Source organism: Enterococcus sp. AZ103 (genome assembly GCF_051714685.1).
Taxonomy (GTDB): domain Bacteria; phylum Bacillota; class Bacilli; order Lactobacillales; family Enterococcaceae; genus Enterococcus_A; species Enterococcus_A alishanensis.
In genome coordinates this window covers 444,059-469,230 of sequence record NZ_JBIOSI010000001.1, presented here as the reverse complement: position 1 = coordinate 469,230, position 25,172 = coordinate 444,059, and the positions used below count along the sequence as shown (strand labels likewise).

The 25,172-nt window shown below is 38.0% G+C and carries 26 protein-coding genes and 1 other RNA gene; 23 read left to right on the top strand and 4 right to left on the bottom strand.

Annotated elements, in window-relative coordinates:
• The first annotated feature begins 61 nt into the window (after positions 1-61).
• The 5 genes from ID741_RS02345 (at position 62) to ID741_RS02325 (ending at position 4,628) form a co-directional block, all read left to right on the top strand.
• Complete coding sequence (locus ID741_RS02345) at positions 62-1,561, top strand: phosphomannomutase/phosphoglucomutase (RefSeq protein WP_438718929.1); 1,500 nt, start codon at positions 62-64, stop codon at positions 1,559-1,561.
• Between the two features lie 63 nt (positions 1,562-1,624).
• Entirely contained in the window at positions 1,625-1,978 is a 354-nt protein-coding gene (locus ID741_RS02340; protein ID WP_438718928.1) for an iron-sulfur cluster biosynthesis family protein, read from the top strand.
• 77 nt (positions 1,979-2,055) lie between these two features.
• Positions 2,056-2,727 carry a two-component system response regulator SapR gene (gene sapR / locus ID741_RS02335; protein WP_218327537.1) on the top strand — a complete coding sequence of 224 codons (672 nt, stop codon included), beginning with the start codon at positions 2,056-2,058 and terminating at the stop codon, positions 2,725-2,727.
• Between the two features lie 9 nt (positions 2,728-2,736).
• The gene (locus tag ID741_RS02330) at positions 2,737-3,753 is read left to right on the top strand and encodes a sensor histidine kinase (RefSeq protein WP_438718927.1); all 1,017 of its coding nucleotides are present in this window, start codon (positions 2,737-2,739) and stop codon (positions 3,751-3,753) included.
• A gap of 11 nt (positions 3,754-3,764) precedes the next feature.
• Positions 3,765-4,628 (top strand): GRP family sugar transporter, encoded by an 864-nt coding sequence (locus ID741_RS02325; protein WP_438718926.1) that lies wholly within the window; start codon positions 3,765-3,767, stop codon positions 4,626-4,628.
• A gap of 37 nt (positions 4,629-4,665) precedes the next feature.
• On the opposite strand, the gene ID741_RS02320 is transcribed toward ID741_RS02325, so the two are convergent.
• Positions 4,666-5,700 carry a lyase family protein gene (locus ID741_RS02320; protein WP_438718925.1) on the bottom strand — a complete coding sequence of 345 codons (1,035 nt, stop codon included), beginning with the start codon at positions 5,698-5,700 and terminating at the stop codon, positions 4,666-4,668.
• Positions 5,701-5,846: 146 nt separating this feature from the next.
• Here ID741_RS02320 and ID741_RS02315 point away from each other — a divergent pair, with 146 nt between their 5' ends.
• On the top strand, positions 5,847-6,284 hold the full coding sequence (locus ID741_RS02315) for an Lrp/AsnC family transcriptional regulator (RefSeq protein WP_438718924.1): 438 nt from the start codon (positions 5,847-5,849) through the stop codon (positions 6,282-6,284).
• 40 nt (positions 6,285-6,324) lie between these two features.
• Here ID741_RS02315 and ID741_RS02310 read toward each other — a convergent pair whose 3' ends face one another.
• Complete coding sequence (locus ID741_RS02310; RefSeq protein ID WP_438718923.1) at positions 6,325-7,566, bottom strand: aspartate aminotransferase family protein; 1,242 nt, start codon at positions 7,564-7,566, stop codon at positions 6,325-6,327.
• A gap of 280 nt (positions 7,567-7,846) precedes the next feature.
• On the opposite strand from ID741_RS02310, the gene ID741_RS02305 reads away from it, so the two are divergent.
• From ID741_RS02305 to ID741_RS02295, 3 genes are read left to right on the top strand one after another with little or no spacing between them, the layout of a single operon-like run.
• Complete coding sequence (locus ID741_RS02305; RefSeq protein ID WP_438718922.1) at positions 7,847-8,674, top strand: substrate-binding periplasmic protein; 828 nt, start codon at positions 7,847-7,849, stop codon at positions 8,672-8,674.
• An 11-nt stretch (positions 8,675-8,685) separates the two neighbouring features.
• On the top strand, positions 8,686-9,405 hold the full coding sequence (locus ID741_RS02300; RefSeq protein WP_438718921.1) for an amino acid ABC transporter permease: 720 nt from the start codon (positions 8,686-8,688) through the stop codon (positions 9,403-9,405).
• Complete coding sequence (locus ID741_RS02295) at positions 9,392-10,126, top strand: amino acid ABC transporter ATP-binding protein (protein ID WP_438718920.1); 735 nt, start codon at positions 9,392-9,394, stop codon at positions 10,124-10,126. The genes ID741_RS02300 and ID741_RS02295 overlap by 14 nt, the downstream gene beginning before the upstream one ends.
• Before the next feature lie 42 nt (positions 10,127-10,168).
• On the opposite strand, the gene treR is transcribed toward ID741_RS02295, so the two are convergent.
• A complete protein-coding gene (treR, locus tag ID741_RS02290; RefSeq protein WP_438718919.1) occupies positions 10,169-10,891 on the bottom strand; it encodes a trehalose operon repressor in 723 nt (240 codons plus the stop codon).
• A 314-nt stretch (positions 10,892-11,205) separates the two neighbouring features.
• Between treR and treP the strand changes: the two genes are divergently transcribed.
• The 12 genes from treP (at position 11,206) to ID741_RS02230 (ending at position 22,585) form a co-directional block, all read left to right on the top strand.
• Positions 11,206-13,152, top strand: coding sequence for a PTS system trehalose-specific EIIBC component (gene treP, locus ID741_RS02285; protein ID WP_438718918.1), 1,947 nt, complete (start codon positions 11,206-11,208; stop codon positions 13,150-13,152).
• A gap of 15 nt (positions 13,153-13,167) precedes the next feature.
• Entirely contained in the window at positions 13,168-14,790 is a 1,623-nt protein-coding gene (gene treC / locus ID741_RS02280; protein WP_438718917.1) for an alpha,alpha-phosphotrehalase, read from the top strand.
• A 118-nt stretch (positions 14,791-14,908) separates the two neighbouring features.
• Positions 14,909-16,342, top strand: coding sequence for an MFS transporter (locus ID741_RS02275; protein ID WP_438718916.1), 1,434 nt, complete (start codon positions 14,909-14,911; stop codon positions 16,340-16,342).
• The gene (locus ID741_RS02270; protein WP_218327525.1) at positions 16,332-16,793 is read left to right on the top strand and encodes a YbaK/EbsC family protein; all 462 of its coding nucleotides are present in this window, start codon (positions 16,332-16,334) and stop codon (positions 16,791-16,793) included. The genes ID741_RS02275 and ID741_RS02270 overlap by 11 nt, the downstream gene beginning before the upstream one ends.
• 116 nt (positions 16,794-16,909) lie before the next feature.
• Positions 16,910-18,241: a DRTGG domain-containing protein gene (locus ID741_RS02265; RefSeq protein WP_218327524.1), complete on the top strand. Its 1,332-nt coding sequence runs from the start codon at positions 16,910-16,912 to the stop codon at positions 18,239-18,241.
• A gap of 27 nt (positions 18,242-18,268) precedes the next feature.
• Positions 18,269-19,222: a DHH family phosphoesterase gene (locus tag ID741_RS02260; RefSeq protein WP_438718915.1), complete on the top strand. Its 954-nt coding sequence runs from the start codon at positions 18,269-18,271 to the stop codon at positions 19,220-19,222.
• Between the two features lie 80 nt (positions 19,223-19,302).
• The gene (locus tag ID741_RS02255) at positions 19,303-20,016 is read left to right on the top strand and encodes a zinc metallopeptidase (protein WP_218327523.1); all 714 of its coding nucleotides are present in this window, start codon (positions 19,303-19,305) and stop codon (positions 20,014-20,016) included.
• 59 nt (positions 20,017-20,075) lie between these two features.
• A complete protein-coding gene (locus ID741_RS02250) occupies positions 20,076-20,411 on the top strand; it encodes a hypothetical protein (protein WP_218327522.1) in 336 nt (111 codons plus the stop codon).
• A 71-nt stretch (positions 20,412-20,482) separates the two neighbouring features.
• Positions 20,483-20,986, top strand: a complete 504-nt coding sequence (tadA, locus tag ID741_RS02245; RefSeq protein WP_438718914.1) for a tRNA adenosine(34) deaminase TadA — start codon at positions 20,483-20,485, stop codon at positions 20,984-20,986.
• Positions 20,987-21,012: 26 nt separating this feature from the next.
• Positions 21,013-21,099, top strand: an RNA gene (gene ffs / locus ID741_RS02240) — signal recognition particle sRNA small type.
• A gap of 107 nt (positions 21,100-21,206) precedes the next feature.
• Positions 21,207-22,073 (top strand): SPFH domain-containing protein, encoded by an 867-nt coding sequence (locus ID741_RS02235; RefSeq protein ID WP_438718913.1) that lies wholly within the window; start codon positions 21,207-21,209, stop codon positions 22,071-22,073.
• Between the two features lie 11 nt (positions 22,074-22,084).
• The gene (locus tag ID741_RS02230) at positions 22,085-22,585 is read left to right on the top strand and encodes an LURP-one-related/scramblase family protein (RefSeq protein WP_218327519.1); all 501 of its coding nucleotides are present in this window, start codon (positions 22,085-22,087) and stop codon (positions 22,583-22,585) included.
• A gap of 18 nt (positions 22,586-22,603) precedes the next feature.
• Here the strand turns inward: ID741_RS02230 and ID741_RS02225 are convergent, their stop codons facing one another.
• A complete protein-coding gene (locus ID741_RS02225) occupies positions 22,604-23,068 on the bottom strand; it encodes a methylated-DNA--[protein]-cysteine S-methyltransferase (protein WP_438718912.1) in 465 nt (154 codons plus the stop codon).
• An 82-nt stretch (positions 23,069-23,150) separates the two neighbouring features.
• Here ID741_RS02225 and ID741_RS02220 point away from each other — a divergent pair, with 82 nt between their 5' ends.
• A complete protein-coding gene (locus ID741_RS02220) occupies positions 23,151-24,530 on the top strand; it encodes a bifunctional metallophosphatase/5'-nucleotidase (RefSeq protein WP_438718911.1) in 1,380 nt (459 codons plus the stop codon).
• A gap of 34 nt (positions 24,531-24,564) precedes the next feature.
• A complete protein-coding gene (locus tag ID741_RS02215; protein ID WP_218327516.1) occupies positions 24,565-25,170 on the top strand; it encodes a YutD family protein in 606 nt (201 codons plus the stop codon).
• Positions 25,171-25,172: the final 2 nt, after the last annotated feature.

The following is a 25,172-nucleotide window of genomic DNA, read 5'->3' as shown; positions in this document are numbered from 1 at the left end:
TGTTTTCCTGGCTTTTTTGGTATGATATACTTAAAAGAAAAAATGCCTAGGAGGCACGCAGATGACTTTAGCAGATTTACAAAATGGTTCAGATATTCGTGGAATTGCAATCACAACAGAGGATTTGGAAAAAAATCTGGGAGAAAATGAAGCCGCTTTAGTTGCAAACGGAATTGTTCATTGGCTAGAAAATAAAGGGGTTAAAAAACCTTTTAGAATTGGGATCGGTCATGATAGTCGTTTAACTGGACCCAGCTTAAAACAAGCAATGATAGATGTTTTTGTAGCCGCTGGTGTAGAAGTATTGGATTTTGGTTTGGCTACCACACCTGCATTATTTATGGCGACTCAGTTTGATGAATTTGCTGTAGATGCTGGTATTATGCTAACAGCCAGTCATTTACCTTATTATTTCAATGGGATCAAAATATTTAGTCAAACGGGTGGTGCTGAAAAAGAAGATATCGCTTATATTTTAGCTCACACGGAAAGTTTACCAAGCGGCGATGGAAAAGTGAGCCAAGCTGATTTGCTGTCTCGCTATGCCCAAGATTTAGTGGAAAAAATCAAAGCTGGAATTGATTCTGAGACCGATCAACCACTAAAAGATTTTAAAATTATTGTGGATGCTGGTAATGGCGCTGGAGGCTATTTTGCAGAGAAAGTCTTAGCTGTTTTAGGCGCCGACACAACGGGTTCACAATTTTTAGAACCAGATGGCAATTTCCCTAACCATATCCCAAATCCTGATAACAAAGAAGCGATGGCTAGTATCAAAGCTGCTGTTTTAGAAAATGAAGCTGATTTAGGGGTCATTTTTGATACTGATGTGGATCGTTCTGCCATCGTTTCAAAAGATGGTCAAATGATTAATCGCAATAATTTGATTGCCGTTTTAGCAGCGATTGTTTTACAAGCAGAACCGGGTGCAACAATTGTGACCAATTCTCCAACGACAGATCATTTGAAAGATTTCATTGAGGCAAAAGGCGGCAAACAATACCGCTATATTTCAGGGTACCGCAATGTAATTAATAAAGGAATGGATTTAAATGCATCTGGTATCAATACACCATTGTCGATTGAGACAAGTGGACATGCGGCTTTTAAAGAAAATTATTTCTTAGATGATGGTGCCTATGTTATTGCCAAAATTTTGATGTTGTTACCTCAGTTACAAAAAGATGGTCAAACGTTAACGGATTTAATGGCTGAATTGGTCCAACCAGAAGAAACATTGGAAGTTCGTTTCAAGATTGCTGGAGAAGATTATAAAAATACCGGCGTAGCAATGATTGAAACCTTCAAAAATGAGTTGGCAAAAGTTGAGGGTTTTACCGTGAATCCAGAAAATGAAGAAGGGGTACGATTTAGTGTCAGCGCACCTTTTGGTCAAGGTTGGTTATTGTTGCGGATGAGTCTCCATGAGCCGTTATTGGTTTTACAAGTTGAAAATGATCAAGCTGGACAAATTGAAAAAATCTTACCAATCTTACGAGATATTTTAGCATCAGACAAACAGATTGATTTAACTAAATTAGACGCAATCATCAAAGGCTAAAAAGCAATTTTCTTGCATTTTTTTGTTAGGCGATTCATCATAAGATTTGAAAAGAGGGATTTTATGAAAATTACGCTAGATGAAGGTGCAAAAGCTAAAATTACCGCTCATTTGTCACCAGATAAATTGGTTTTATTAACCTTTGAAGATGGTGTGGGGGCTTATTCGCAACATGCGATGATTCATATGCAAACACAGTTTAGTATCAATATTATTTCTAAAGATATGGATAAAGCCGGATACGATGAAACAATTCCTACAAATATCGGTGATTTTTGGATTAAAGGTTATTCAAAGGAAGATTTGCAAGAGCTAATGACGATCAAATTAAATGAACGTTTAGACAATCTCATTTTAAGTGGAGAAGTTGGCGTAATTGATGATAATCTAGGTTTTATTGATTTTACTGAAAAATAAGGTAAGGGAGTGTTAGGCACTCCTTTTCTTTTTTGGCTTTTTTTTGATACTATGAATATGAAATAGGAGGAAAGAAAATGGCGAAAATTATGATTGTGGAAGATGAAGCCGTCATCGCTGGCTTGATTCGCGATGAATTAATAAAGTGGCGCTATGATGTTTTTCAAGTCACGCAATTCAATGATGTTTTTGCAGATTTTGAAATTGAAGAACCTCAGTTGGTTTTATTAGATATTAACTTACCGGTTTATGATGGTTATTATTGGTGTCAAAAAATTCGTGAAGTCTCAAAAGTACCGATTATTTTTATTTCTTCGCGAAATACCAATATGGATCAAATTATGGCGATGAATATGGGGGCCGATGATTATATTACGAAACCTTTTCAAGTGGATATTTTAATGGCTAAAATCAATGCTTTATTGCGTCGTTCATACAATTATGCCGAGAGCGGAGAAATCATGAGCCACAATGATATCACCTTGAATTTAGACAATAGCAGTATGGAAATTAATGGTGAAATGATTGATCTGTCAAAAAATGAATACCGGTTATTGTATATTTTAATGAAGCAACATGGAAAAATCTTGAGCCGGGATAAATTATTGCGGGCATTATGGGACGACGAGCGATTTGTAGATGATAATACGTTAACGGTAAATATCAATCGTCTCCGTCGAAAAATTGAAGATGCTGGAATCAAGGATTATATTGTGACGAAAGTAGGTCAAGGCTACATCGTGCCTTAGGAGAAAATCATGACTTTTTTGAAGTATTTGAAAGACCGCTATTTGATCTTTATTGGCTGGTTGGTGTTGAGTCTATTGTTAGTCCTAATGGTTTGGCTGACACCAGAGGTCAATAATTTTTGGGATAATCTGTTTTATTTATTTGTGTTGCAGTTCTTTTTTTTGATGGTTTTTTTAGCAATTGATTATTATCGTAAGAAGCCATGGTATGACCAATTTCAAGCAGAGGATAGTTTGCAGCACTTTGTTGAAAAGGCGCAAACCAATGAAGAAAGATGGCTGCAAAGTTATTTGAATCAGCAAGTCAGTGAGCATCATCAGACCTTAGAACAGGTTGTCGCTCGCCAAAGTGAACAAAAGGATTATATGGATTCTTGGATTCATGAAATTAAAGTTCCGCTGGCAGCTGTTGATCTATTGTTGCAGCGTATCGAGTTTGAGATTGAGGACCAACAATTTGTTACTTTGCAAAATGAAGTACAAAAAATTGATGAATATGTCGAGCAAGTGCTTTTTTATTCTCGTTCAGATGAGTTTATCAATGATTATTTGATTCAGGAATATAGTCTGAAGAAAATGATTCAGCCAATTATTTCTAGTCAAGCCAATTACTTTATTCAAAACAGTTTACAATTGGTGATGCCGGAAAATGATGCAAAAGTCTTAACAGACAGCAAATGGCTAGGTTTTATTTTTCGTCAATTGTTAAGTAACGCGATTAAATATACACCAGCTAATGGAAAGATCACTATCGAAATTGTCCCGCAAGAAAAAGGGGTCACACTCAAAATAAGTGATACTGGGATTGGTATTCCAAAAGAGGATTTAGGACGAATTTTTGATAAGGGTTTTACCGGCGAGAATGGGCGTAGAGCACAACAGCATTCAACCGGTATTGGTTTGTATTTGGCTAAAACATTAAGTCAAAAAATAGGCGTAGAGTTGTCAGCCACTTCTCAACAAAATGTCGGAACCACCATGACATTATTTTTTCCTCAGTTAAGTTATTTTCAAGAAGAACGTTAAGGAGTAGATGAATGGCAGTATTAATTGCATTAGTGCCCATGATTGCATGGGGAAGTATTGGCTTGGTAAGCGGAAAATTAGGTGGCGACGCCAACCAACAAACCTTAGGCATGACAATTGGTGCCTTTGTTTTTGCCATTGCAGTATTTTTCATTAGTGGCGTGACTGTGAGTCCATGGATATTTTTGGTCGGCTTTTTATCAGGTGCTTTTTGGAGTGCTGGGCAAAACGGTCAGTTTCATGCCATGAAATATATGGGGATTTCTGTCGGTTTGCCTGTATCGACTGGTTTTCAATTGATTTTAAATACGATTGCCGGTGCCGTTTTCTTTGGCGAGTGGCGGGGTAGCAGAGATTATATTTTAGGTCTTAGTGCCTTAGCATTATTAATTTTTGGCGCCTACTTAACTGCCCGTAAAGATGATGATTCAGGTGTGGCAACCAGTGACGGGATGTTAAATTTTGGTCGTGGCATTCGGGCCGTAATTTTTTCAACTATTGGTTTTGGTGCTTATACGATTGTGATTACTTGGGCCCACTTAGATCCTTTAGCAATTGTTTTACCTCAAAGTTGCGGCATGTTAATTGGTGCTAGCTTCTTTGCCTTTAAAAAAGTAAAAATCGATCGTTTTGTGGCCCGGAATATTTTAACCGGTCTTTTATGGGGTGTCGGAAATATTTGTATGTTACTGACCGTTCGTAGCATTGGTTTAGCAATTGGTTTTTCTTTGTCACAAATGGGGATTATCATCTCAACTTTGGGAGGTATCTTCTTATTGGGAGAACGAAAAACAAAAAAAGAAATGGTCTACGTCATTTGCGGTTGTCTCGCAATTATCCTCGGTGGGGTTTTATTAGGGGTTATGAAAGCTTAAAGAGAGTCAAAAGTTGAAAAACTTTTGACTCTCTTTTTTAACTAGATTTCTTTTGTTGCTGCTGAATGATTTCGTCTTGTAAATCACTAATTTGACTCTTAAGAAAATTGACTTGATGGAGACAACTGATTAGACCTAGTTTGGCGATTTTATCGGTTGCTGTTTGGAACAAATTTTCGGAAATCAAAGTGGTTAATACTTGAGAAAAATCATCATGAATAGCAAATAGTCGGTGATAGCTATGGGCTTCAATATTTTCAAACGGCAGACTTAGTTCGCGCATCACACCGATATTAGAAGTAATGTGAGTAGTCAAAAAGTTTAAGACTGCTTCGGTAACTTCTGCCAAAACGGCTAAATAAGGCAATGGCGTGTAATCCACGATTTGTTCAGCAGGAAATTTTAGCTTAATTTCTCTCACTTGATTTAATTTTTCTAAATAAATCGTTGACCAAATCGGATCTGCTTGTTTCAGGTGAATTATCGGAATAAAGGTTGTCTCGAAACGAGCATCCTGTAAGAAGTGCAAAGCTTTTTGCAATTCTGCTAAGGTCGTGGCATTCATTTCTGGTAATTTATTTACGTATATAAAAAACTGATGGAGTTTTTCAGCTAATTGCTGTTGATAAGCCCGACTAGCTAGAATTACACCTGTGGTATACAGCATTTGGCTGGCCTGATTGTGGTTAACCTGATCAAGGGGGAAGTCTTGATAGGCACCTTTATTTTTACCAGCCAGCTCCAAACTGCGATTGGCTAAAATTTCATTGATATTTTGATTTAATGCTTCAGCCGTGCCTTGCTTTGTTGCCGCCACAAGGACTTCTTGATTAAATTGTCCATGTTTCATTTCTTGGCTGCTTTGTTCTAATAAAAGATAGTCTGCTGCTGCTAATTTTCCTGTTTTAAAGTTAGCAAAAGCTGCGGCTTGTTTGATTGCACCATAAACTTGAATCAGTTTTTGATCAACTGCCAATTCTTTTTTTCTACGTTGTCGATAACTAGCAATACCATAATAAGCTTCTTGATAAATCGGCATTTTTCCAAATTGGTCCTCTTCCATTCGCATCATCGAATACCACTCCTTTACTATATGTGATAAAATATCACATAAGAGTTTGGCTGACTAGTCAAATTGAGCAATTGTTTGTTTAAATCGGGATTTTAAACAAACTGCTTTGTTAAACAAAGTAAAATAAAAAAGTGAAGGTGAAGTAAATGGATCAATTAGATCAGAGAATCATGAATCTTTTGCAAGTAGATGGCCGTCTATCGATTAAAAAAATGGCAGAAAAATTATTTATCAGTGGGCCAGCAGTTTCTCAACGACTACGCCAACTGGAAGAGGCAGGGCTTATTCAACAATATCAAGCGCAGTTGAATTATGCCGAAAATGGTTTGATGATCAAAGCCTATGTTCGTTTGAATCTGGATCCGCAAGACAAAACGGAATTTTATCCTTACATTGAAAAGATTCCTAATATTTTAGAATGTGATTGTGTGACGGGATCCTATTCGATTTTGATGAAGGTTATATTTTGTAACACGGAAGAGCTGGATCATTTTGTGAATCAAATGCAACATTTCGGACCAACCAATACCCAAATTGTTTTTTCCACACCGTTAGCCTCGCGGGGTTATCAATTTGAAATATAAAACACCTGTGATTTCAATTTTGAAGTCACAGGTGTTTTTGCTAGGCTGATTTTCTTTTTTCTTCCAGTTTTTCCAAGGCAGTATGGCTGGACTCCATCAAAATTGCTAAAGCCTCATTACAGTCTTCTACAGTGGCGATCAAAGGTGGCACTAAACGAACTGTATGTTCACCGATTGCGGTGACTAATAACCGGTGATCAAAGGCGTGATGTTTTACGTCATAAGCAATCGGATCTTTAAATTCAATCCCAATCATTAAGCCGCGCCCCCGCACTTCTTTTACGCCAGGTAAATCAGTTAATTTAGCCATAAAATCTTTGCCAACTAAATGTGCATTGATAGCAAGATTTCTCTCAATAATCTCGCTAACGGCTGCTAAACTAGCGGCGCAACATAGTGGACTACCGCCAAAAGTTGAACCATGAGCGCCATGAGAAAATGCTGTTGCCACTTTTTTTGTGGCGCAAATGGCTCCGATTGGCGTTCCACCACCCATAGCTTTGGCCATCGAAACAATGTCAGGCCGAATATCATAATGCATGTAAGCCATTAATTCCCCCGTTCGCCCCCAACCAGTTTGGACCTCGTCTAATAAAAGTAAAATATTTTTTTCGTCACAAAAATTACGAACACCTTGTAAATATTCCAATTCTGCTGGGTTAACGCCGCCTTCTCCTTGAATAGGTTCTAACATAATACCGATGACATTTTCGTTATAGCTTTCTTTAATAGCTTTCAAATCGTTGAAAGGAACATAAGAAAATCCTGGCACACCAGGCAAATAACCTAATTGGTTGGCTGAATCTGGTTGACCGGTGGCAGATAATGAGCCGAATGTACGACCATGAAAGCTATTTGTGGCGGTAATGATTTGGAATTTATTTGGTCCAAAATGATCTGTACCGTATTTTCTAGCTAATTTAATCATGGCTTCATTGGCCTCAGTTCCTGAATTTTGAAAGAAAATCTTATCCATCTTGATGGCTTCGCAAATCGTTTTTGCCAATAAAGCCTGAGGAATCGTATAAGGATAGTTAAAAGTATGAGAAAGATCTTGGGCTTGATCGATAATCGCTGAAATGACACGTTGATTAGAATTACCGACACTGTTAACAGCGACGCCGCCATAAAAATCTAAAAATGCTCGTCCAGCATCATCGTAAAGATACATTTCACTGGCTGATTCAGCCACAAAATCAAACCGTTCATAAGTTTCCATCAAATATTTGTCTGTTAAAGCCATAATTTCTTCTGCGGTGTAAGAAGTATCCCTCAATTTCATATCATCATCCAACCTTTCATGAGAAAAATATTTTTTATGTTAAAAAAAGTAACATCTTTTAAAAAGACAGTCAAGGAATTATTTTTTATTCTATACATTCTATTTATGCTTATATACCGCTTAATGATGCTTATTTCAAAAAAATAAAAAAATGATATTAAGTAGAAGACTAAAAAAAATGGCAAAATGATGGAAAAATTACTAGAAAAACGAATATTTCGTGTTATAATATCTAACATAAATTTAAAAAATACTTTTAAAGAGGAAAAGGGGACCTTCGATGAAAAGAATTCAAAAGATGATGAGTGGTTTTATTATATTTAGCGCGGCATTATTTGTTACTGGTTGTAGTGCGGGAAATGCAGATAGTGAAAATAGCGGTGAAAAAATTACCAAAGAAAATGTTGAAGCATCGATGGAAGGAGAAAAGATTACGATTGGGACTTCAGGCGTCTTTGCACCTTTTTCTTATTATGAAGCAGATGGGACAACTTTGACTGGCTATGATATTGACTTGTTAAATGAACTGCAAACTTTACTAGGTTATGAAGTGAAGGGTGGAGAATATCAAGTCCAAGATTATGCACCTTTAGTTACTTCTTTGACCCAAGGGAAAATTGATGTAGCGGCAGCTGCCTTATGTGCGACTTCGGAACGACAAAAAGTGATGGATTTTACAGAACCTTATTTAAATTCTGGTCAAAAGGTCATGATAAATAATCAAGCTGATACAGGAATTACTGGGGTCGATGATTTGTCAGGAAAGACTGTGGCAGTTGAAAAAGGGACTGCTTCTCATACTTATGCACAAAAAAATCTATCTGATACTGAACTTTTAACTTATGACAAAATATCCGGAGCTTACGAAGCTTTAAATCAAAATAAAGTCGATGCGGTGATTCAAGATGCACCAAATGTAACTTATTACGTAAAAACCAATCCTGATACAACATTAGCTGGTGTGGGTGATGAATTTAATAAAGAAGAAGCGCCTTATGCCGTGGCATTAGCGCAAGATAGTCCTTACAAAGAAAATTTTGAAGTAGCATTAGAAGTATTAGCAGAAAATGGTACCTTAGCTAAACTGCAAGAAAAATGGTTAGAATAGAGGATGATTAGATGAATTTGACCTTAACAACTTTAGTACCCCTTTTATTGAATGGCTTACGTTTAACACTGTTAGTTGCAATTATTGGTATCGGAATTGGCTTTTTAATCGGTAGCCTTACCGGTATCGCATTAAATGCCAATAATAAGATACTACGCGGCATAGCGAGTGTCTATATCTGGATAATTCGTGGCACACCATTGATTGTGCAAGCTTTGTATGTTTATTTTGTTATTCCCAACTTATTGAATATCGATTTAAATAATACGTCTGCAGGAATTATTGTGATTGCTTTAAATTCTGGTGCTTTTATTTCGGAAATTGTCCGAGGATCATTGGCTGGTGTCGATCCGGGACAATGGGAGGCAGGACGTTCTCTTGGAATGACAGATGGTCAGATTTTGTTTCATTTTATTATTCCGCCGGCATTTCGCTCTGCTTTACCTGCACTAGGCAATCAATTTATTACTTCAGTCAAAGATACCTCGTTATTAACCGTGATAGCAGTGGGTGAAATGACTCAGCAAGCGATGAACTATGCATCTTTGAGTTTTGATTATGTGAATACTTATAGCGTGCTAGCAGTCTTTTATTTAGCCTTAATTAGTCTGTTGATTTTAGGGCAAAAGCAATTAGAAAAACGTCTAAACTTACCCGCTCGTAAGAAAAGTATCCGTTTGAAAAAAATTCAGTTACTGGCAAAGGAGGAAAAGCGTCATGTCAATTCTTGAAATTAAACATTTAAATAAAGATTTCGGACCAGATAAAGCTGTTCTAAAAGATATTTCTGTCGCGATTGAATCTCAGACAGTGACTTGCATTTTAGGGCCATCAGGGGCTGGGAAAAGTACATTTTTAAGATGTATCAATCAGTTAGAAGCTCCTAGCGAAGGCGAAATCTTTTATAATCGGGAAAATACTATCACTGCAGAATATGATGTCAGAAAGATGCGAGAAGAAATTGGGATGGTTTTTCAATCTTTTCATTTATTTCCTTTAAAAACTGTCCTAGAAAATGTGCTGATGCCACTGGAAATTGTTAAAAAAATGTACAAACCCCTCGCCAAAAAACAAGCTTTAGCCATGCTGGAAAAAGTCGGTTTAGCAGATAAGGCGGATGATTTTCCTGATGAATTGTCAGGTGGACAAAAGCAACGGGTAGCAATCGCCCGCAGTTTAGCTATGGATCCTAAAATTATGCTATTTGACGAACCAACCTCTGCCTTAGATCCTGAATTGGTCGGAGATGTCTTAGATGTGATGCAAGATTTGGCTGAAGAAGGCAAGACCATGATTATCGTTACCCATGAAATGGGTTTTGCTAGAGAAGTCGCCAATCGGATCTTATTTATGGTAGACGGTGAAATTGTGGAAGATAGTTCGCCAGAACGATTCTTTGATTGTCCCGCAACTGAACGAGGGCAAAGTTTTATAAAACGATCTTTAAAATAAACAGAAAATCTTATTGAGTAGAGAGATACTCAATAAGATTTTTTACATGGTTGAAGGATGGCGTCTGGCAAAATCAAAGAATCGGAATTTATCCACTTGATGGCGGCTTTCGGTATATTGAAAATGCTTGGCATCATTGGTGAAGACACGACTCTTTACCGAAACAATATTGATGTCATGCTGATTCAGATCCAATAGATTGCGGTCTTCGTCGGTTAACGCGTCGATGGTGATTTCTTTTTCAGCAAAAGCGATATTTAGGCCTAATTGATTTTCAAAAAAGCGATAAATTGAATCCTTAGCAATTTCAGTGTCTAATTCCGGTACGAGCGTAGTTAGCAATAAATCTTTATCGAGGATTACTTTTTTCTGGTCAATTGCCCGCGTCCGAATTAATTCCCAACAAACCGCACCTTCCTCAAAACCAGTTATGCGACTGTTTTTTTCATCGATCGTGATTTTTTTTAGACTGACGACTTCAGTGTTGCTATCGTAGCCGTAAGAGTTTTGCAATTCTTTGTAGCTCGTTAAACCAGATACTGGAAAACGTAATTGTTCCCTTTTTAAGACTAGAGACCCTTTACCTTGGATTTTTTGAATATAGCCATTAGCCATTAAAAGTGACAAGGCTTTACGAATCGTATCGCGGGAAACATGATAGGTTTCTCGCAATTTATTTTCACTAGGTAAAAATGTCCCTGCCTCATAATTTCCTTTTAAAATACCTCGTTCAATCGCCTGATAAATTACTTCATAACTTTTCATCCAATCCTCCTAACTTGTCCGTATATGTATGTTATTATACAAGTAAAATTTTTATATGGCAAAATAGAATTAAAAATATAAATGAGGAAATTTTTATTTTAGCCGAAACTTGTAGGGGATACTACCAACCTGTTGGTAAACTTAATACCGACAAATTGCGTAATGTTTAAAAAGATTTTCAATTAAATGAGAATTTACTAATAATTGAAAAGAAGTCGAAGCTGTAAGCGTTTTACAAATCAAGAGACAGCGTTTATATTTAATCCATAATAAAAACTTGTCCATACAAGTTAACTAAATTCGGAGGAAAAAAGATGGGGAAATATGAAAAGGATACAAAAGACTTGCTGGCAGCAATTGGTGGAAAAGAAAATGTTTCAGCAGTCACACATTGTGCTACTCGGATGCGGTTTGTTTTAAATGATCCTAAAAAAGCAAACGAAGAACAGATTGAAGAAATTCCTAGTGTGAAGGGAACTTTTACCAACGCTGGTCAATTTCAAGTCATTATCGGAAATGATGTTTCGGTTTTTTACAATGAATTTAAAGGTGTATCAGGAATCGAAGGCATCTCCAAAGAAGCTGCTAAATCTGCAGCTAAACAAAATCAAAATTTAGTTCAACGGGGAATTGCCGTATTAGCAGAAATTTTCACGCCATTATTACCTGCCATTGTTGTCGGTGGTTTGATTTTAGGTTTTCGTAATATTTTAGAAGCGGTACCGATGGGCTGGCTGAATGGTCAGACAATTGTTGAAGTTTCACAATTTTGGAGTGGTATTAATAGTTTCTTATGGTTGCCAGGAGAAGCGATTTTCCATTTCCTACCAGTGGGGATTACTTGGAGTATCGCCCGCAAAATGGGTGCTACCGAAATTCTTGGGATTGTCTTAGGGATTACGCTGGTTTCACCACAGTTATTAAATGCCTATGCGGTAAACGGTACGACTGCCGCAGAAATTGCCCGCGATTGGACTTGGAACTTTGGTTTCTTTACAGTTGATAAAATTGGGTATCAAGCGCAAGTCATTCCAGCAATGTTAGCTGGGTTCCTACTAGTTTATCTAGAGCGTTTCTTCAGAAAACATATTCCTGAAGCTGTATCAATGATTTTTGTTCCATTATTATCATTGATTCCTACTATCATGGCTGCTCATTTAGTTTTAGGACCAATTGGTTGGCAAATCGGAACTGCTATTTCAAATGTAGTGAATGCAGGGTTAACTTCTAACTTTAGTTGGTTGTTTGGTGGATTGTTCGGGGCGCTGTATTCACCGATGGTTATTACGGGATTGCATCATACGACGTTAGCGATTGATACGCAGCTAATTGCTGATTTTGGTTCAACGAATTTATGGCCGATGATTTGTTTATCAAATATTGCCCAAGGGGCCGCTGTTTTAGCTGTTGTATTTGAACACCGCGGCAACAAAAAAGAAGAACAAGTATCGATTCCTTCAGTCATTTCTGCTTGGCTAGGAGTCACTGAGCCGGCGATGTTTGGGATCAATTTAAAATATGCTTACCCATTTTTAGCTGCCATGATTGGTAGTGGGATTGCTGGTTTGTTTATTACTTTATTTAAAGTTCGGGCTTTGTCTATCGGTGTCGGCGGACTTCCTGGAATTCTAGCAATTCTACCGCAAAACTATTTAATTTTTGCAATAGGCATGGTGATTGCCATTGTCGTTCCATTTATTTTAACGATTGCTTTTCGTCGAATGGGTATCTTTAATAAAATTGACCGGATTGAAGCAGCTAATGTACCAACTTTAGATAATGAAGCACCTAAAAAAATGGGCGCTATCGTTGATTTATTTTCACCATTGGCTGGTAATTTAGCACCATTAAGTAGCGCCAAAGATCCCGTCTTCGCTGAAGGATTGATGGGACAAGGTGTGGTCATTGATCCAAGTGAAGGGAAATTATATGCGCCATTTGATGGCAACATTAGTTTATTGTTCCCGACTAAACATGCGATTGGTTTGATTAGCACAGAAGGCACTGAAGTATTGATTCACATCGGGATCGATACTGTTCAATTAGATGGAAAATATTTTACTAGTCATGTGAGTCAAGGAGACCCTGTTAAAAAAGGTCAGTTATTAATGGAGTTTGATGTTGCAGCTATCAAAGCCGCTGGTTATGAAATTCAAACACCAGTCATCGTTACTAACGGAACGGATTTCCAAGTGGATTCTTTGGTAGCAGATGGACCAGTTACAACTGATGAAAAAATCTTAACGGCAACTGCCTTATAAAAACTGGAGGAAAATATGAGTTTTAAAGACAAAGTCATTTATCAAATTTATCCCAAATCCTTTTTAGATACCAATCAAGATGGTGTCGGCGATTTGTTAGGGATTCAAAAAAAATTATCTTACTTAAAAAAATTAGGGGTGGATATGTTATGGTTGAGCCCAATCTATCCTAGCCCACAAAATGATAATGGCTATGATGTTGCAGATTATACGGCGATTAATCCGTTGTTTGGTACTATGGAAGATTTTGAAAACTTGATGGCAGCCGCAAAAGCCTTGAGTATTGAAATTATGCTGGACATGGTTTTCAATCATGTTTCGACAGATCATGAGTGGTTTCAAAAAGCCTTGGCGGGTGAAAAAAAATATCAGGATTACTTTATTTTAAGAGATCAGCCAACGGATTGGGTATCAAAATTTGGTGGCAATGCTTGGGCACCTTTTGGTGATACCGATCAATATTATTTACATCTATACGATGAAACGCAAGCTGATTTAGATTGGCATAATCCAGCAGTACGGGATGAACTATTCAACGTTTTACGTTTTTGGTTGGATAAAGGCGTCAAAGGATTCCGTTTTGATGTGATTAATGTGATTGGTAAAGATCAAGTCTTACAGGATTGTCCCGAAAATGATGGCAAGCCAGCCTATACCGATCGCCCGATTAATCACGAATTTATTCATATGATGAACCAAGCTACTTTTGGTCATGATCCTGAAGTGATCACTGTTGGAGAGATGAGTTCAACGACAATTGAAAATTGTATTTTGTACACAGAACCCCAACGGGAAGAATTAAATATGACCTTTAATTTCCATCACTTGAAAGTTGATTATCAAGACGGTAAGAAATGGACCCAGATGCCTTTTGACTTTGAAAAATTAAAGGAGCTATTCCATAGCTGGGGCACACAAATGAGTGTTGGAAACGGTTGGAATGCACTTTTCTGGAATAATCATGATCAACCACGAGCGTTGAATCGTTTTATCGAAGTGGCAGAATATCGGGTTGCAGGCGCCAAAATGTTAGCCAGTGCGATCCATTTAAATCGTGGTACGCCATATATTTATATGGGAGAAGAAATCGGCATGCTAGATCCTGATTTTGATTCTATGACAGAATATGTCGACGTAGAGAGCTTAAATGCTTATCAAGAATTAATCGCTGCTGGTAAAACGGAAAAAGCAGCGTTTGAAATCGTCAAAGCTAAATCCCGTGATAACTCTCGGACGCCAATGCAGTGGGATCAAACCACTTACAGCGGTTTTTCAGAGACAACACCGTGGCTATCGCTAGGAAAAACGGCAGACAGCATCAACGTAGAAAAAGAGCTGAAAGAAGGATCAATCTTTAGTTATTATCAGCAACTGATTCAATTGCGAAAAGAGTATCCAGTTATTTCGGAAGGAACCTATCAAGCCTTCTTAGCAGAGCATCCGGCGATTTATGGGTATCTTCGTAGCTATCAAGACCAAGAATTACTGGTGTTAAATAACTTTTTTGCTGAAGAAGTCGTGATTGAACTCCCAGAAAAATTTATGAAGGGTGAAGTCCTGATTAATAATTATCCAGCGACAGAACTGACAAAAGAATTAGTTTTAAAACCATATCAATCGTTGGCGATTTATCGTTAACAAAAAGCAGGAGAATCCGTTTTCTCCTGCTTTTTTTTGTTTTTCACAATTTATTACTAGCAATAATTAGAAATTTAGCGATAATATGAAAGGGAATGAATTTGAAAGGAAGTTTTTCATGGGCACTTATCAAGAAGATACCAAAGTCCAAAAAAATCGTTGGTGGATTTTGGTATCAGTTGCATTATTTACTTTTATGTCGACATTGGATGGCAGCATCGTAAACATTGCTTTACCTACCATGTCGAAAGATTTAAAGGTACCAATGAATCAAGCGGAATGGGTTGTCTCAATTTATTTGATGGTGGTCTGTTCTTGTCTATTATTATTTGGGAAAGTCGGCGATAGCTTCGGTAAAATTAAAGTCTATCGAGTAGGCACGATTATTTTTACGATTGGTTCATTATTATGTGGATTCAATCATTCGTTGGCCTTTTTATTGTTTGGACGGATTGTTCAAGCAGTCGGCGCTAGCATGACGATGGCGACCAATTCAGGTATTATTACTGAAATTTTTCCAATGAATGAGCGAGGTCGCGCACTAGGTTCCATCGGAGCATTTGTTTCGTTAGGTTCGATTGCCGGTCCGGGACTAGGTGGTTTGATTTTATCTCAGCTACCGTGGTCATACATTTTTTGGATCAATGTTCCAGTGGGTTTGATTACTATTTTAGTTGGTAACTATTTCTTACCAAAAGATTTAACGATGTCCCGCAAAAAAATCGATTGGCTGGGCTTTGTGACTTTTTCTGTAACCATCATGACCTTTTTTGGCGGAGTGTTTATCGGACAAGAAGTCGGTTATTTACACGCTTTACCAGTGAGTTTAGTGGTTGTTGCGGTGATTGCTTTTGTAGCATTCATCCAAATTGAAAAGAAAAAAGTCAATCCATTAATTGTTTTTAGTATTTTTAAAAATAAAATGTTCACTATTAGTTTGATTACAGCTGTCTTGATTTTTTCATCAAACTTCTTTATCAACGTCGTGTTGCCGTTTTATTTACAAGATGCCCGCGGTTTAAGTGCGAGCTTTGCTGGATTATTAATGATGGTCTTTCCTGGATTGATGATTATTGGTTCTCCTTTGAGTGGCTATTTGACTGATAAAATCGGTCCTAAAATGTTAATCCTAACGGGTTTGGTTTTACTATCGGCAGCGCAATTGATGTATAACTTTATGGATGTTAAAACGGCGTTGTGGTATTTCATCATTACCACTGCGTTGATGGGTCTAGGTAACTCATTATTCCAGTCACCTAATAATACAATGGTGATGAGTAGTGTCACCAAAGAAAATCTAGGCGTAGCTGGTAGTTTGAATTCTTTTGCTCGTAATTTGGGGATGGTGATCGGGGTTTCTTTATCTACCACGATTTTGTATAGCGGCATGAGCGCAGCTTATGGTCAAAAAGTAACGACTTATCTGACCAATCGTCCCGACATTTTTATTTTTGGGATGCGCGTCACTTTCACTGCTTCCTTTGTTTTGTGTTTTGTCGCATTGATTTTATCAATTTTCAGATTTAGAAAGGGTGGAAAAGATGGCCAATGAAGTTGAAACTTATTTAATTGAAAAAAAGATTCCTTTCACAGCAATCACACTACCAGTTGAAGATGAAGAATTAACTGAAGTGCCAAAGGATGCTGAAAAAATCTTTAAAACGTTAGTCTTGAAAGGGGATAAAACCGGTGTCGTGATCGCTTTAGTACCTTGGCAAGCCCGATTAGATTATAAGAAAGCAGCCAAAGCAACGGGAAATCGCAAAATTGGTTTTCCGCCAATGGATTTTGTCTTAGAGCATACCGGCTATGTTCACGGAGCCAACACACCGATTGGTATCCAAATGCACCATCCTGAATATACGTTGTTAATTGACCAAAGTATCAAGGATTATCCGTCAGTCATTATTTCCAGTGGTGAATTAGGTCACGCTGTTGAAATTGCTGTGACTGATTTATTAGAACTGTTACAATCGTCGGTGGTTGATTTATTAAAAGTCTAAAAAGAAGTTAATCGCTACCATATCGATGGCGATTAACTTCTTTTTTTGTATTACTTCTGTTATACTATATTCGCAAAGCTGTACTATTTTCATGAAATAGAAATCAGGGGTGGATTATGGCAACAAAGCACGATTTAATCTTAGAACACATAGAAAGCTTACCAGTCGGCGAAAGAATTTCAGTCCGTGGAATAGCAAAAAATTTACAAGTCAGTGAAGGAACAGCCTACCGTGCTATTAAAGATGCGGAAAATATCGGATTGGTTTCAACCATTCAACGGGTAGGAACGATTCGGATTGAGAGAAAACTTAAAAAGAATATTGAGCGTTTAACTTTTGGTGAAGTAGTCAGAATTATCGAAGGGGATGTTTTAGGCGGAGCCAGTGGTTTAGACAAAGACTTACATAAATTTGTGATTGGTGCCATGACAGAAGAAGCTATGGAACGCTACATTACGCCAGGCGCTTTACTGATTGTGGGGAACCGTCTAGGTGCGCAGCGTTTGGCTTTAAAAGATGGTGCCGCTGTTTTAATTACCGGTGGATTTGATACATCAGCAGAGATTGCTGCTTTAGCCGATGAATTAGAATTACCCGTATTACGGACTACTTACGATAGTTTTACGGTAGCGACAATGATTAACCGGGCTTTGAGTGACCAGTTAATCAAAAAAGATATCATGCAAGTCAGTGATATTTTTATGCCATTAGAAAAAACCTCTTATTTACAATTAGGCGATACGATTGCTGATTATAATCAAACATCTGATTTAGTGGGACATTCACGTTTTCCAGTAGTGAACCGAAACTTGCGAGTGATGGGTGTCGTTACCGCAAAAGACGTGATTGGAAAACCGGAAAATCAATTAATCGATCGAGTCATGACGAGAGACCCTTTGACCGTTAAAGGAAATACCAGTGTCGCTTCAGTCAGCCATCAAATGATTTGGGATGGCTTAGAAATGATGCCAGTAGTAAAAGATGATTTAACCATCATTGGGATGGTTTCTCGGCAAGATGTCATGAAGGCGATGCAGCTAGTCCAAAGACAGCCGCAAATGTCTAATACGATTTCCGATCAAATTATTGGGGATCTACAAACAATCGATACCGACCGCGAGGGCAATTCTTTAGAAACACCTTACTTCAAATTTGATGTGACACCTCAGATGGTTAATAGTGTCGGAACGATTTCGTTTGGCGTATTAAGTGAGTTAGTCGCCAATGTAGCCCAACGTTCGATTTTTATGGACCAACGCCGCAATACTATGATTGAACAGATTAATTTACATTATTTACGCTTGATTCAGTTGGAAAGTGAGATTGAAATCCATCAGAAAATTTTAGAATTAGGACGTCGTTCGGGGCGTTTAGATGTCGAAGTGTATATTGATAAAATGATTGTAGCTAAAGCCATTGTTGTGATGCAAGTAATGGAACGGAGTTAATATTTTTTGAGACAGAATGGAGAACGTATGGAAATTTTAGAAGAGATTTTTAGCAAGATAAAAGAATATCAACGGATTATTATTCACCGTCATCAACGGCCGGATCCAGATGCTTTAGGCTCACAAGTCGGATTGGCAGAAGCGATTCGTTTTACTTTTCCGAATAAAGAAGTCTATCAAGTCGGTGGACCAGTAGAAGGCTTAGAATTTTTAGCGGAAATGCAAGAAATTCCTGATGATTATTATCAAACTGCCCTAGTGATTGTGACTGATACAGCCAATACTCCGCGGGTTAGCGATCAACGTTATCATACTGGGGATTTTTTAATAAAAATTGACCATCATCCCAATGATGAACCTTATGGAGATATCCATTGGGTTAAGACGAGTGCCAGTAGTAGTAGTGAAATGATTGCAGATTTGATTAATCAAACAGATTTAAATATGTCGGAAAATGCCGCGCGATTACTTTATGCGGGAATTGTTGGTGATACCGGACGATTTTTATACCCAGCGACCACTAGTCATACTTTAAGAATAGCCGCGGAGCTTTTAGATTATGGGATTGATGCCGCAAAACTAAATCGTGAAATCGAGCAAATCTCCTTTAGTGTAGCGAGACTTTCAGGTTATCTGTATCAACATTTAACCGTTGATGAAAATGGGGCAGCTTATGTCTATTTAACCAAAGAAATCATGACGGAATATGGGATTACCGATGCCGATACTTCAGCGCTGGTACCATTACCAGGTGTGATTGATGAAGTCTTGGCTTGGGGTGTTTTTGTAGAACAGCCGGAAGGTTATTATCGTGTGCGATTGCGTTCTAAAGGACCAGTGATTAACCAATTAGCCAAAAAACATCACGGTGGTGGACATCCATTAGCCAGTGGTGCCAATGCCCATGATAAAAAAGAAGCCCAAGAAATTTATCAAGAAATTCAAGCCTTGTGTCGGGACTTTAAACAAAGCAATTCTTAGGAAACAGTTCACAATAAGTTCACTAAAAAATGATAAATTAGTCGTCAGAGTATTAGTGAAGAATAGGAGAGTGACAAGTTATGTACGGTGGTTATGGATTATTTAGTCTTTTTGATCCAACCTTTATTTTAGTGATTATTGGTTTAGTCATTACCGGTGCTGCTTCCGCTTATGTAAAATCAACATATGCAAAATACGATGAAGTTCGTAGTCGCAAAGGCGTGACTGGGACAGAAGCTGCTCGCTATATTTTACAAAACCAAGGAATCAATGATGTCGGTGTGACCCAAATTTCGGGAGATTTAACTGATAATTACAATAGTGGCAATAAAATGTTGAGTTTGTCGGAATCAACCGCACAATCAACATCAGTTGCAGCGATTGGTGTAGCCGCTCACGAGTGCGGTCATGCGGTTCAGGATGCTAAACATTATATACCGATGAAGATTCGTGGTGCGATCGTTCCTGTTGCAAACTTAGGATCGACCTTGGCCTTTCCTTTGATTTTAATCGGCGTGTTTATGAGCTGGAATCAAACCTTGATCAATATCGGGATTTTTGCTTTTTCATTGGCTTTATTATTTCAAATAATCACTTTGCCAGTGGAATTTGATGCTTCAAGAAGAGCCTTGAAAATTTTAGGTCAAGGGGATTTGTTAGATAGTGAAGAACTAGCAGCAGCCAAAAAAGTACTATTTGCGGCAGCTTTGACTTATGTCGCTGGTGCGATGGCGACTTTCTTGCAGTTATTGCGGCTAGTCATATTATTTGGCGGCAACAATCGCCGAAATTAACACTGAATTTTTTTACAAATTTCAAACCTGTGGTATGATGAAAAAGAGGGGCGAAAACTATGAAAAATTCAACAAAAATCAAAATTGGTGTCAGTGCTTTAGCTGTTGTCGGTGTCGCAAGTGTTGCAGTGGTTTCTGGGAAGGTCATTGAAAAAGCCCATCATCTGTCAAACCGTTGTAAAGTGAAACGGTTCGTCAATGATAAATTCGATGGTAGCGAAAGACTTCTAGGAATCGTGGATAAATTATCAGATGAAGATTTAGAAAATCTGATGAATATCCTAGCGAAGATAAAGGTCGGCAAAAAACGTGTATCTGTTTATGGTGAATCCATCAAAGACAGTACAGAAGATTTAAAAGATCGTTTGTTCCAATTTGTCGATAAAATGATGTAAAATTTTGAACCAGTGGATAATTTCCATTGGTTTTTTTGTTATAGTAAAAGAAAATGATTATTGGAGTTTTTATGGAAAGAATCAGTTCGTTTAATCAAGTAGAAAAAGAGTTTTTTATGATGGAAGCGATTAAGGAAGCAAAAAAAGCGGAAGCCATCGCCGAAGTTCCCATCGGAGCAATCGTCGTGTATCAAGGTGAGATTATCGGTCGCGGACATAATTTAAGAGAGCACAGTCAAGATGCCACCAGCCATGCTGAAATGTTTGCGATTCAAGAGGCTTGCCGAAAAATTGAAAGCTGGCGCCTAGAAGAGTGCCAACTTTTCGTGACACTAGAACCTTGTCCCATGTGTAGTGGCGCAATGATTTTGGCACGAGTGGAGGAAGTTTATTTTGGGGCAGCTGATCCGAAAGGTGGAACTGCCGGAACCTTGATGAACTTGTTGACAGATCAGCGGTTTAACCATCGAGCGTATGTAGAAGGCGATATTTTAGCTGAAGAATGTGGCACTTTATTGACCAATTTTTTTAGACAAATTAGAGCTAAGAAAAAAAAGACTGGTCAAAAAGAGTAGTTTTTGTTATACTAACTTTTGCCGAAAGGCTAGGGCAATGGCAGGCTTGTGAATTGTGTCAGATCCGGAAGGAAGCAGCACTAAGCAGGATCTGCTATGTGCCTGATTATATTGTTGACTCAGCATCTTCGTTGGAAGGTGCTTTTTTGTTGTACAAAAATTTGAAACCCACTTGAAAGAGGCGTAGAATTAAGGGCAACTTAAGAGGAGGGTTTTGAAAATGAAAGAGAAAAAAGCTTTTCATATGAATGGATATGTTGGTTTGTTAGGCTTGGTAATATTATTTGTTGCCGGGGGCTTATTGTTTTTACGGGGAACCTTGAGTGAAAGTAGCGGCTTGGTAGTTATCGGGATTGTTTTGTGGATTATTACAGTTCTATTTTTAAGTTCTTTAACGATTGTCGGACCGAATCAAGCCAAAGCAGTTTTATTTTTTGGAAAATATTTAGGCACGATTAAGGATAATGGCTTGTTTATCACAACTCCTTTGACCCAAAAAACCAATATTTCAATGAAGGTACGTAACTTTAATAGTTCATTGTTGAAGGTTAATGATTCTGATGGTAATCCAGTTGAGATTTCAGCAGTGGTTGTTTTTAAAGTAGTCGATACGGCGAAAGCTTTGTTTGATGTGGATTATTATTTGGATTTTGTTGAAATCCAAAGTGAAACGGCGATTCGTCATATTGCCACTCAATATCCTTACGACACCTTTGATGAAAATGATTTAACTTTGCGGGGAAATACTGAAGAAGTTTCTGAAAAATTGGCTTTTGAATTACAAGAACGTCTAGCAATTGCTGGTGTAGAAGTCGTGGAAACCCGCTTGAATCATTTGGCTTATGCTACTGAGATTGCCAACGCAATGCTTCAACGTCAGCAAGCCAAAGCAATCTTATCTGCACGACAAACAATCGTGGAAGGTGCAGTGACCATGACGCAAATGGCTTTAGAACAAATCGAAGCTGGTCAACAAATCGCTTTTAGCGACGATAAAAAAATTCAATTGATTAATAATTTACTGGTGTCTATTATTACCGATAAAGGAACTCAACCAGTGATTAATACTGGCGATGTGGACAATTAGCGAGGTGACCAATGAAAACTTTATACATTAAGCAAAAAGTCTTTAGTATTGGCGAAAAATTTACTGTCACTGATGAAAATCAGCAACCACGATTTTACGTGAATGGTAGCTTTATGAAGATTCCAAAAACTTTTGAAATTACCGATGAACAAGGCCGAGAAGTCAGTAAGATCACTAAGAAAACCATCAGCCTATTACCAAAATTCTTTGTTGAAATTGACGGTAAAGAAATGGTGGAGATTCAAAAGAAACTGACTTTTTTAAAAGCTAAGTATGAAATCAATGCTGACGGTGTCAGTGTTGATGGCAATTGGTGGGACATGGATTTTAGCGTTGAACGTAAAGGAAAAACCTTGGCAGAAATTCACAAAAAATGGGTTTCGTGGGGCGATACCTACGAAATTAAGATATTTGATGAAGACTATTTAATTATGATCTTGTCGATTGTGATTGCCATTGATCGGGTAAAAGCAGATGAATCGGCGAATAGCAGCTCAGGTTCTAGTAGTTAGAAAAAGCCGAGAAAGTGATTAGCTTTCTCGGCTTTTTTCGATCTTTAATAATTGGGCTTTGATGGCTAAACCTTTTTCACCAGAACCGGAATAGCCAGTCAATTGACCATTTTTTCCTAGGACGCGGTGACAAGGGACAATGATTGCCAGGGGATTGTTGCGATTGGCTTGACCGATCGCTCGGACAGCTTTTGGTCGGTCGATATTTGTCGCTTGTTCTTGATAGCTGCGGGTTTCTCCATAAGGAATGGCTTGTAATTCCCGCCAAGCAGCTTGTTGAAAAGGTGTGCCACTTAAAAATTTTATTGGTACGCTAAAGTCAATTCGTTCGCCAGCTAAGTAGGCGATGATTTCATCTTTGGCTTGCAATAGAATCGCTTGATTAGCCTCAGCAGTTTCAGGAATTTCACTGTAGGAAACCTGCGTCAAGCTAGTTTCATCAGCATCTAACCAAATCGGACCAAGAATAGAAGAAAATTTCATGGCAATGGCTCCTTTACTTCGGGATTTTTATAACTCTATGGTACTATAAAAACAGTTTAAACTAGTGAGAAAGAGGCTTGTTATGGAAAAAATTAACATTTTACATACGAATGATTTGCACTCCCATTTAGAAAATTGGCCTAAAATTCGCCGCTTTTTATTGAGTCGTAAACAAGCGGAAACTACCGATGGTCCAATTATTACCGTGGATTTAGGTGATTTTGTGGATCGCTGGCATCCTTTAACTGAAGCAACCAATGGTCAGGCGAATGTCCACCTAATGAATCAGATTCATTATGATGCTGCCACCATCGGTAATAATGAAGGGGTGGGCAATTCAAAAGCGGAATTAAACCATCTATATGATGAAGCAAATTTTGATGTTTTATTAGATAATTTATTTGATAAAAATACGTTACAACCGCCGGAGTGGGCGCAATCAAGTAAAATAATGACGACAGAAAAAGGGACCAAAATTGGCTTAATCGCTTTTACTGCGCCTTTTCCACTGACTTATAATCCCAATGGCTGGGATATTCGCCAAGAAACGGATATTTTACCCCGCTTGGTGGCAGATATGCGTCCGAAAGTGGATGTACTAATTTTGCTGAGCCATTTAGGGATTAGTGTCGATCGCCGCATTGCGGTAGAATTTCCTCAAATCGATGTGATTTTAGGTTCTCACACCCATCATTTATTTGAAAAAGGCGAAAAAATCGGCAATGTTCAGCTAGCGGCTGCTGGAAAATTCGGTCAGTATGTCGGTGAAGTCGATCTCTACTTAGATGATGATCATAAGATTGTTAAGACCAAAGCCGATACTTTTGCGACAGCTGATATGTTGGCATTACCAGAGGATGAAGAAGAAATTGCTGGCTATTTTGCAGAAGGGCATCAGTTATTAGCAGAAAAGACCGTCGCCAAGATTCCTTTTGAGATGACCCAAAAACCTTTTGGCGATCATCCCATGATTAAATATGCTTTGAAGGCAGTGGAAGAATCCGCAAATACAGAGGCGGCTATTTTGAACACCGGTTTATTTTTAGCAGATTTACCTAAAGGGGTCGTCAACCAAGATCAGCTTCACGAAGCTTTGCCTCATCCGATGCATTTAATCAAAGTAACTTTTAGCGGCAGTGATTTGATTCGTTTGATTTTTGAAATGGAAAAGAATCGTCATTTTCTAATTCAATTTCCTGTGATGGGCATGGGCTTTCGTGGAAAGGTTTTTGGTCATTTGGTTTATGACGGTATCGAATATGACGCCGTTAATCATCAAGTCCGTTATTTGGGTGAGCTGGTGGATCCAGCTGGTACGTATAGTATTGTTACGGTGGATCATTTTATGTTTGTCCCCTTTTTCCCAACGATTGAAATTGCTGGTGATTATCAATTTTTATTTCCGGCTTTTATTCGGACAGTTCTGGGAGACTATCTCCATCGTCACTACCCAATCCAATAAAAACAAGGTATAATAACTTTCAGGTGGTGAGAAGATGTCAGAAACAAAAGAAAAAAATGTCACAGATGAAATGACATCTGTACTTGAAGAAATCGTAGAAACCCCCGTTGAAGAAAAGAAAAAAGGCGAGTTGGTAACCATGGTAGACGACAAAAATCTACTGGTAGGCGAACGCCAATATCAACTAGTAAAAAATTATCGTGACGGCTTTGATGCCGACATGTTAGGTGAACGCTTCAGCGATGTCTTGAGTCGCTATGATTATGTCGTAGGTGACTGGGGCTATGAAAAATTACGTTTAAAAGGTTTCTTTAGAAGTGATGATCGTAAAAGCAATCCCGAACAACGGATTGATACGTTAGAAGACTATTTATATGAATATTGTAACTTTGGCTGTGCTTTTTTTGTGATTGAGCGGACTGGTGGTAAAAGAAGTAATGCCAATCGTAAGAAACGTAAACGACCAAAAAATAAAAAAGTGACTAACCAAGCCTACACAGAAGAAAAAAAGGTGGCCGTTAGTAATCAATCCAAGAAAAAACCAGTGATTAAAAATCGCAAACCGAAAAAAGAAACAACTAGTAAACCAAAAGAACAAGATAACCAAGGTCGTTTTGTGATTCGACAAAGAGAAGAGTGAGT

Coding starts and splice junctions, on each gene's coding strand:
- ID741_RS02345 (WP_438718929.1), top strand. CDS start 62: ATGACTTTAGCAGATTTACAAAATGGTTCAGATATTCGTGGAATTGCA.
- ID741_RS02340 (WP_438718928.1), top strand. CDS start 1,625: ATGAAAATTACGCTAGATGAAGGTGCAAAAGCTAAAATTACCGCTCAT.
- sapR (WP_218327537.1), top strand. CDS start 2,056: ATGGCGAAAATTATGATTGTGGAAGATGAAGCCGTCATCGCTGGCTTG.
- ID741_RS02330 (WP_438718927.1), top strand. CDS start 2,737: ATGACTTTTTTGAAGTATTTGAAAGACCGCTATTTGATCTTTATTGGC.
- ID741_RS02325 (WP_438718926.1), top strand. CDS start 3,765: ATGGCAGTATTAATTGCATTAGTGCCCATGATTGCATGGGGAAGTATT.
- ID741_RS02320 (WP_438718925.1), bottom strand. CDS start 5,700: ATGATGCGAATGGAAGAGGACCAATTTGGAAAAATGCCGATTTATCAA.
- ID741_RS02315 (WP_438718924.1), top strand. CDS start 5,847: ATGGATCAATTAGATCAGAGAATCATGAATCTTTTGCAAGTAGATGGC.
- ID741_RS02310 (WP_438718923.1), bottom strand. CDS start 7,566: ATGAAATTGAGGGATACTTCTTACACCGCAGAAGAAATTATGGCTTTA.
- ID741_RS02305 (WP_438718922.1), top strand. CDS start 7,847: ATGAAAAGAATTCAAAAGATGATGAGTGGTTTTATTATATTTAGCGCG.
- ID741_RS02300 (WP_438718921.1), top strand. CDS start 8,686: ATGAATTTGACCTTAACAACTTTAGTACCCCTTTTATTGAATGGCTTA.
- ID741_RS02295 (WP_438718920.1), top strand. CDS start 9,392: ATGTCAATTCTTGAAATTAAACATTTAAATAAAGATTTCGGACCAGAT.
- treR (WP_438718919.1), bottom strand. CDS start 10,891: ATGAAAAGTTATGAAGTAATTTATCAGGCGATTGAACGAGGTATTTTA.
- treP (WP_438718918.1), top strand. CDS start 11,206: ATGGGGAAATATGAAAAGGATACAAAAGACTTGCTGGCAGCAATTGGT.
- treC (WP_438718917.1), top strand. CDS start 13,168: ATGAGTTTTAAAGACAAAGTCATTTATCAAATTTATCCCAAATCCTTT.
- ID741_RS02275 (WP_438718916.1), top strand. CDS start 14,909: ATGGGCACTTATCAAGAAGATACCAAAGTCCAAAAAAATCGTTGGTGG.
- ID741_RS02270 (WP_218327525.1), top strand. CDS start 16,332: ATGGCCAATGAAGTTGAAACTTATTTAATTGAAAAAAAGATTCCTTTC.
- ID741_RS02265 (WP_218327524.1), top strand. CDS start 16,910: ATGGCAACAAAGCACGATTTAATCTTAGAACACATAGAAAGCTTACCA.
- ID741_RS02260 (WP_438718915.1), top strand. CDS start 18,269: ATGGAAATTTTAGAAGAGATTTTTAGCAAGATAAAAGAATATCAACGG.
- ID741_RS02255 (WP_218327523.1), top strand. CDS start 19,303: ATGTACGGTGGTTATGGATTATTTAGTCTTTTTGATCCAACCTTTATT.
- ID741_RS02250 (WP_218327522.1), top strand. CDS start 20,076: ATGAAAAATTCAACAAAAATCAAAATTGGTGTCAGTGCTTTAGCTGTT.
- tadA (WP_438718914.1), top strand. CDS start 20,483: ATGGAAAGAATCAGTTCGTTTAATCAAGTAGAAAAAGAGTTTTTTATG.
- ID741_RS02235 (WP_438718913.1), top strand. CDS start 21,207: ATGAAAGAGAAAAAAGCTTTTCATATGAATGGATATGTTGGTTTGTTA.
- ID741_RS02230 (WP_218327519.1), top strand. CDS start 22,085: ATGAAAACTTTATACATTAAGCAAAAAGTCTTTAGTATTGGCGAAAAA.
- ID741_RS02225 (WP_438718912.1), bottom strand. CDS start 23,068: ATGAAATTTTCTTCTATTCTTGGTCCGATTTGGTTAGATGCTGATGAA.
- ID741_RS02220 (WP_438718911.1), top strand. CDS start 23,151: ATGGAAAAAATTAACATTTTACATACGAATGATTTGCACTCCCATTTA.
- ID741_RS02215 (WP_218327516.1), top strand. CDS start 24,565: ATGTCAGAAACAAAAGAAAAAAATGTCACAGATGAAATGACATCTGTA.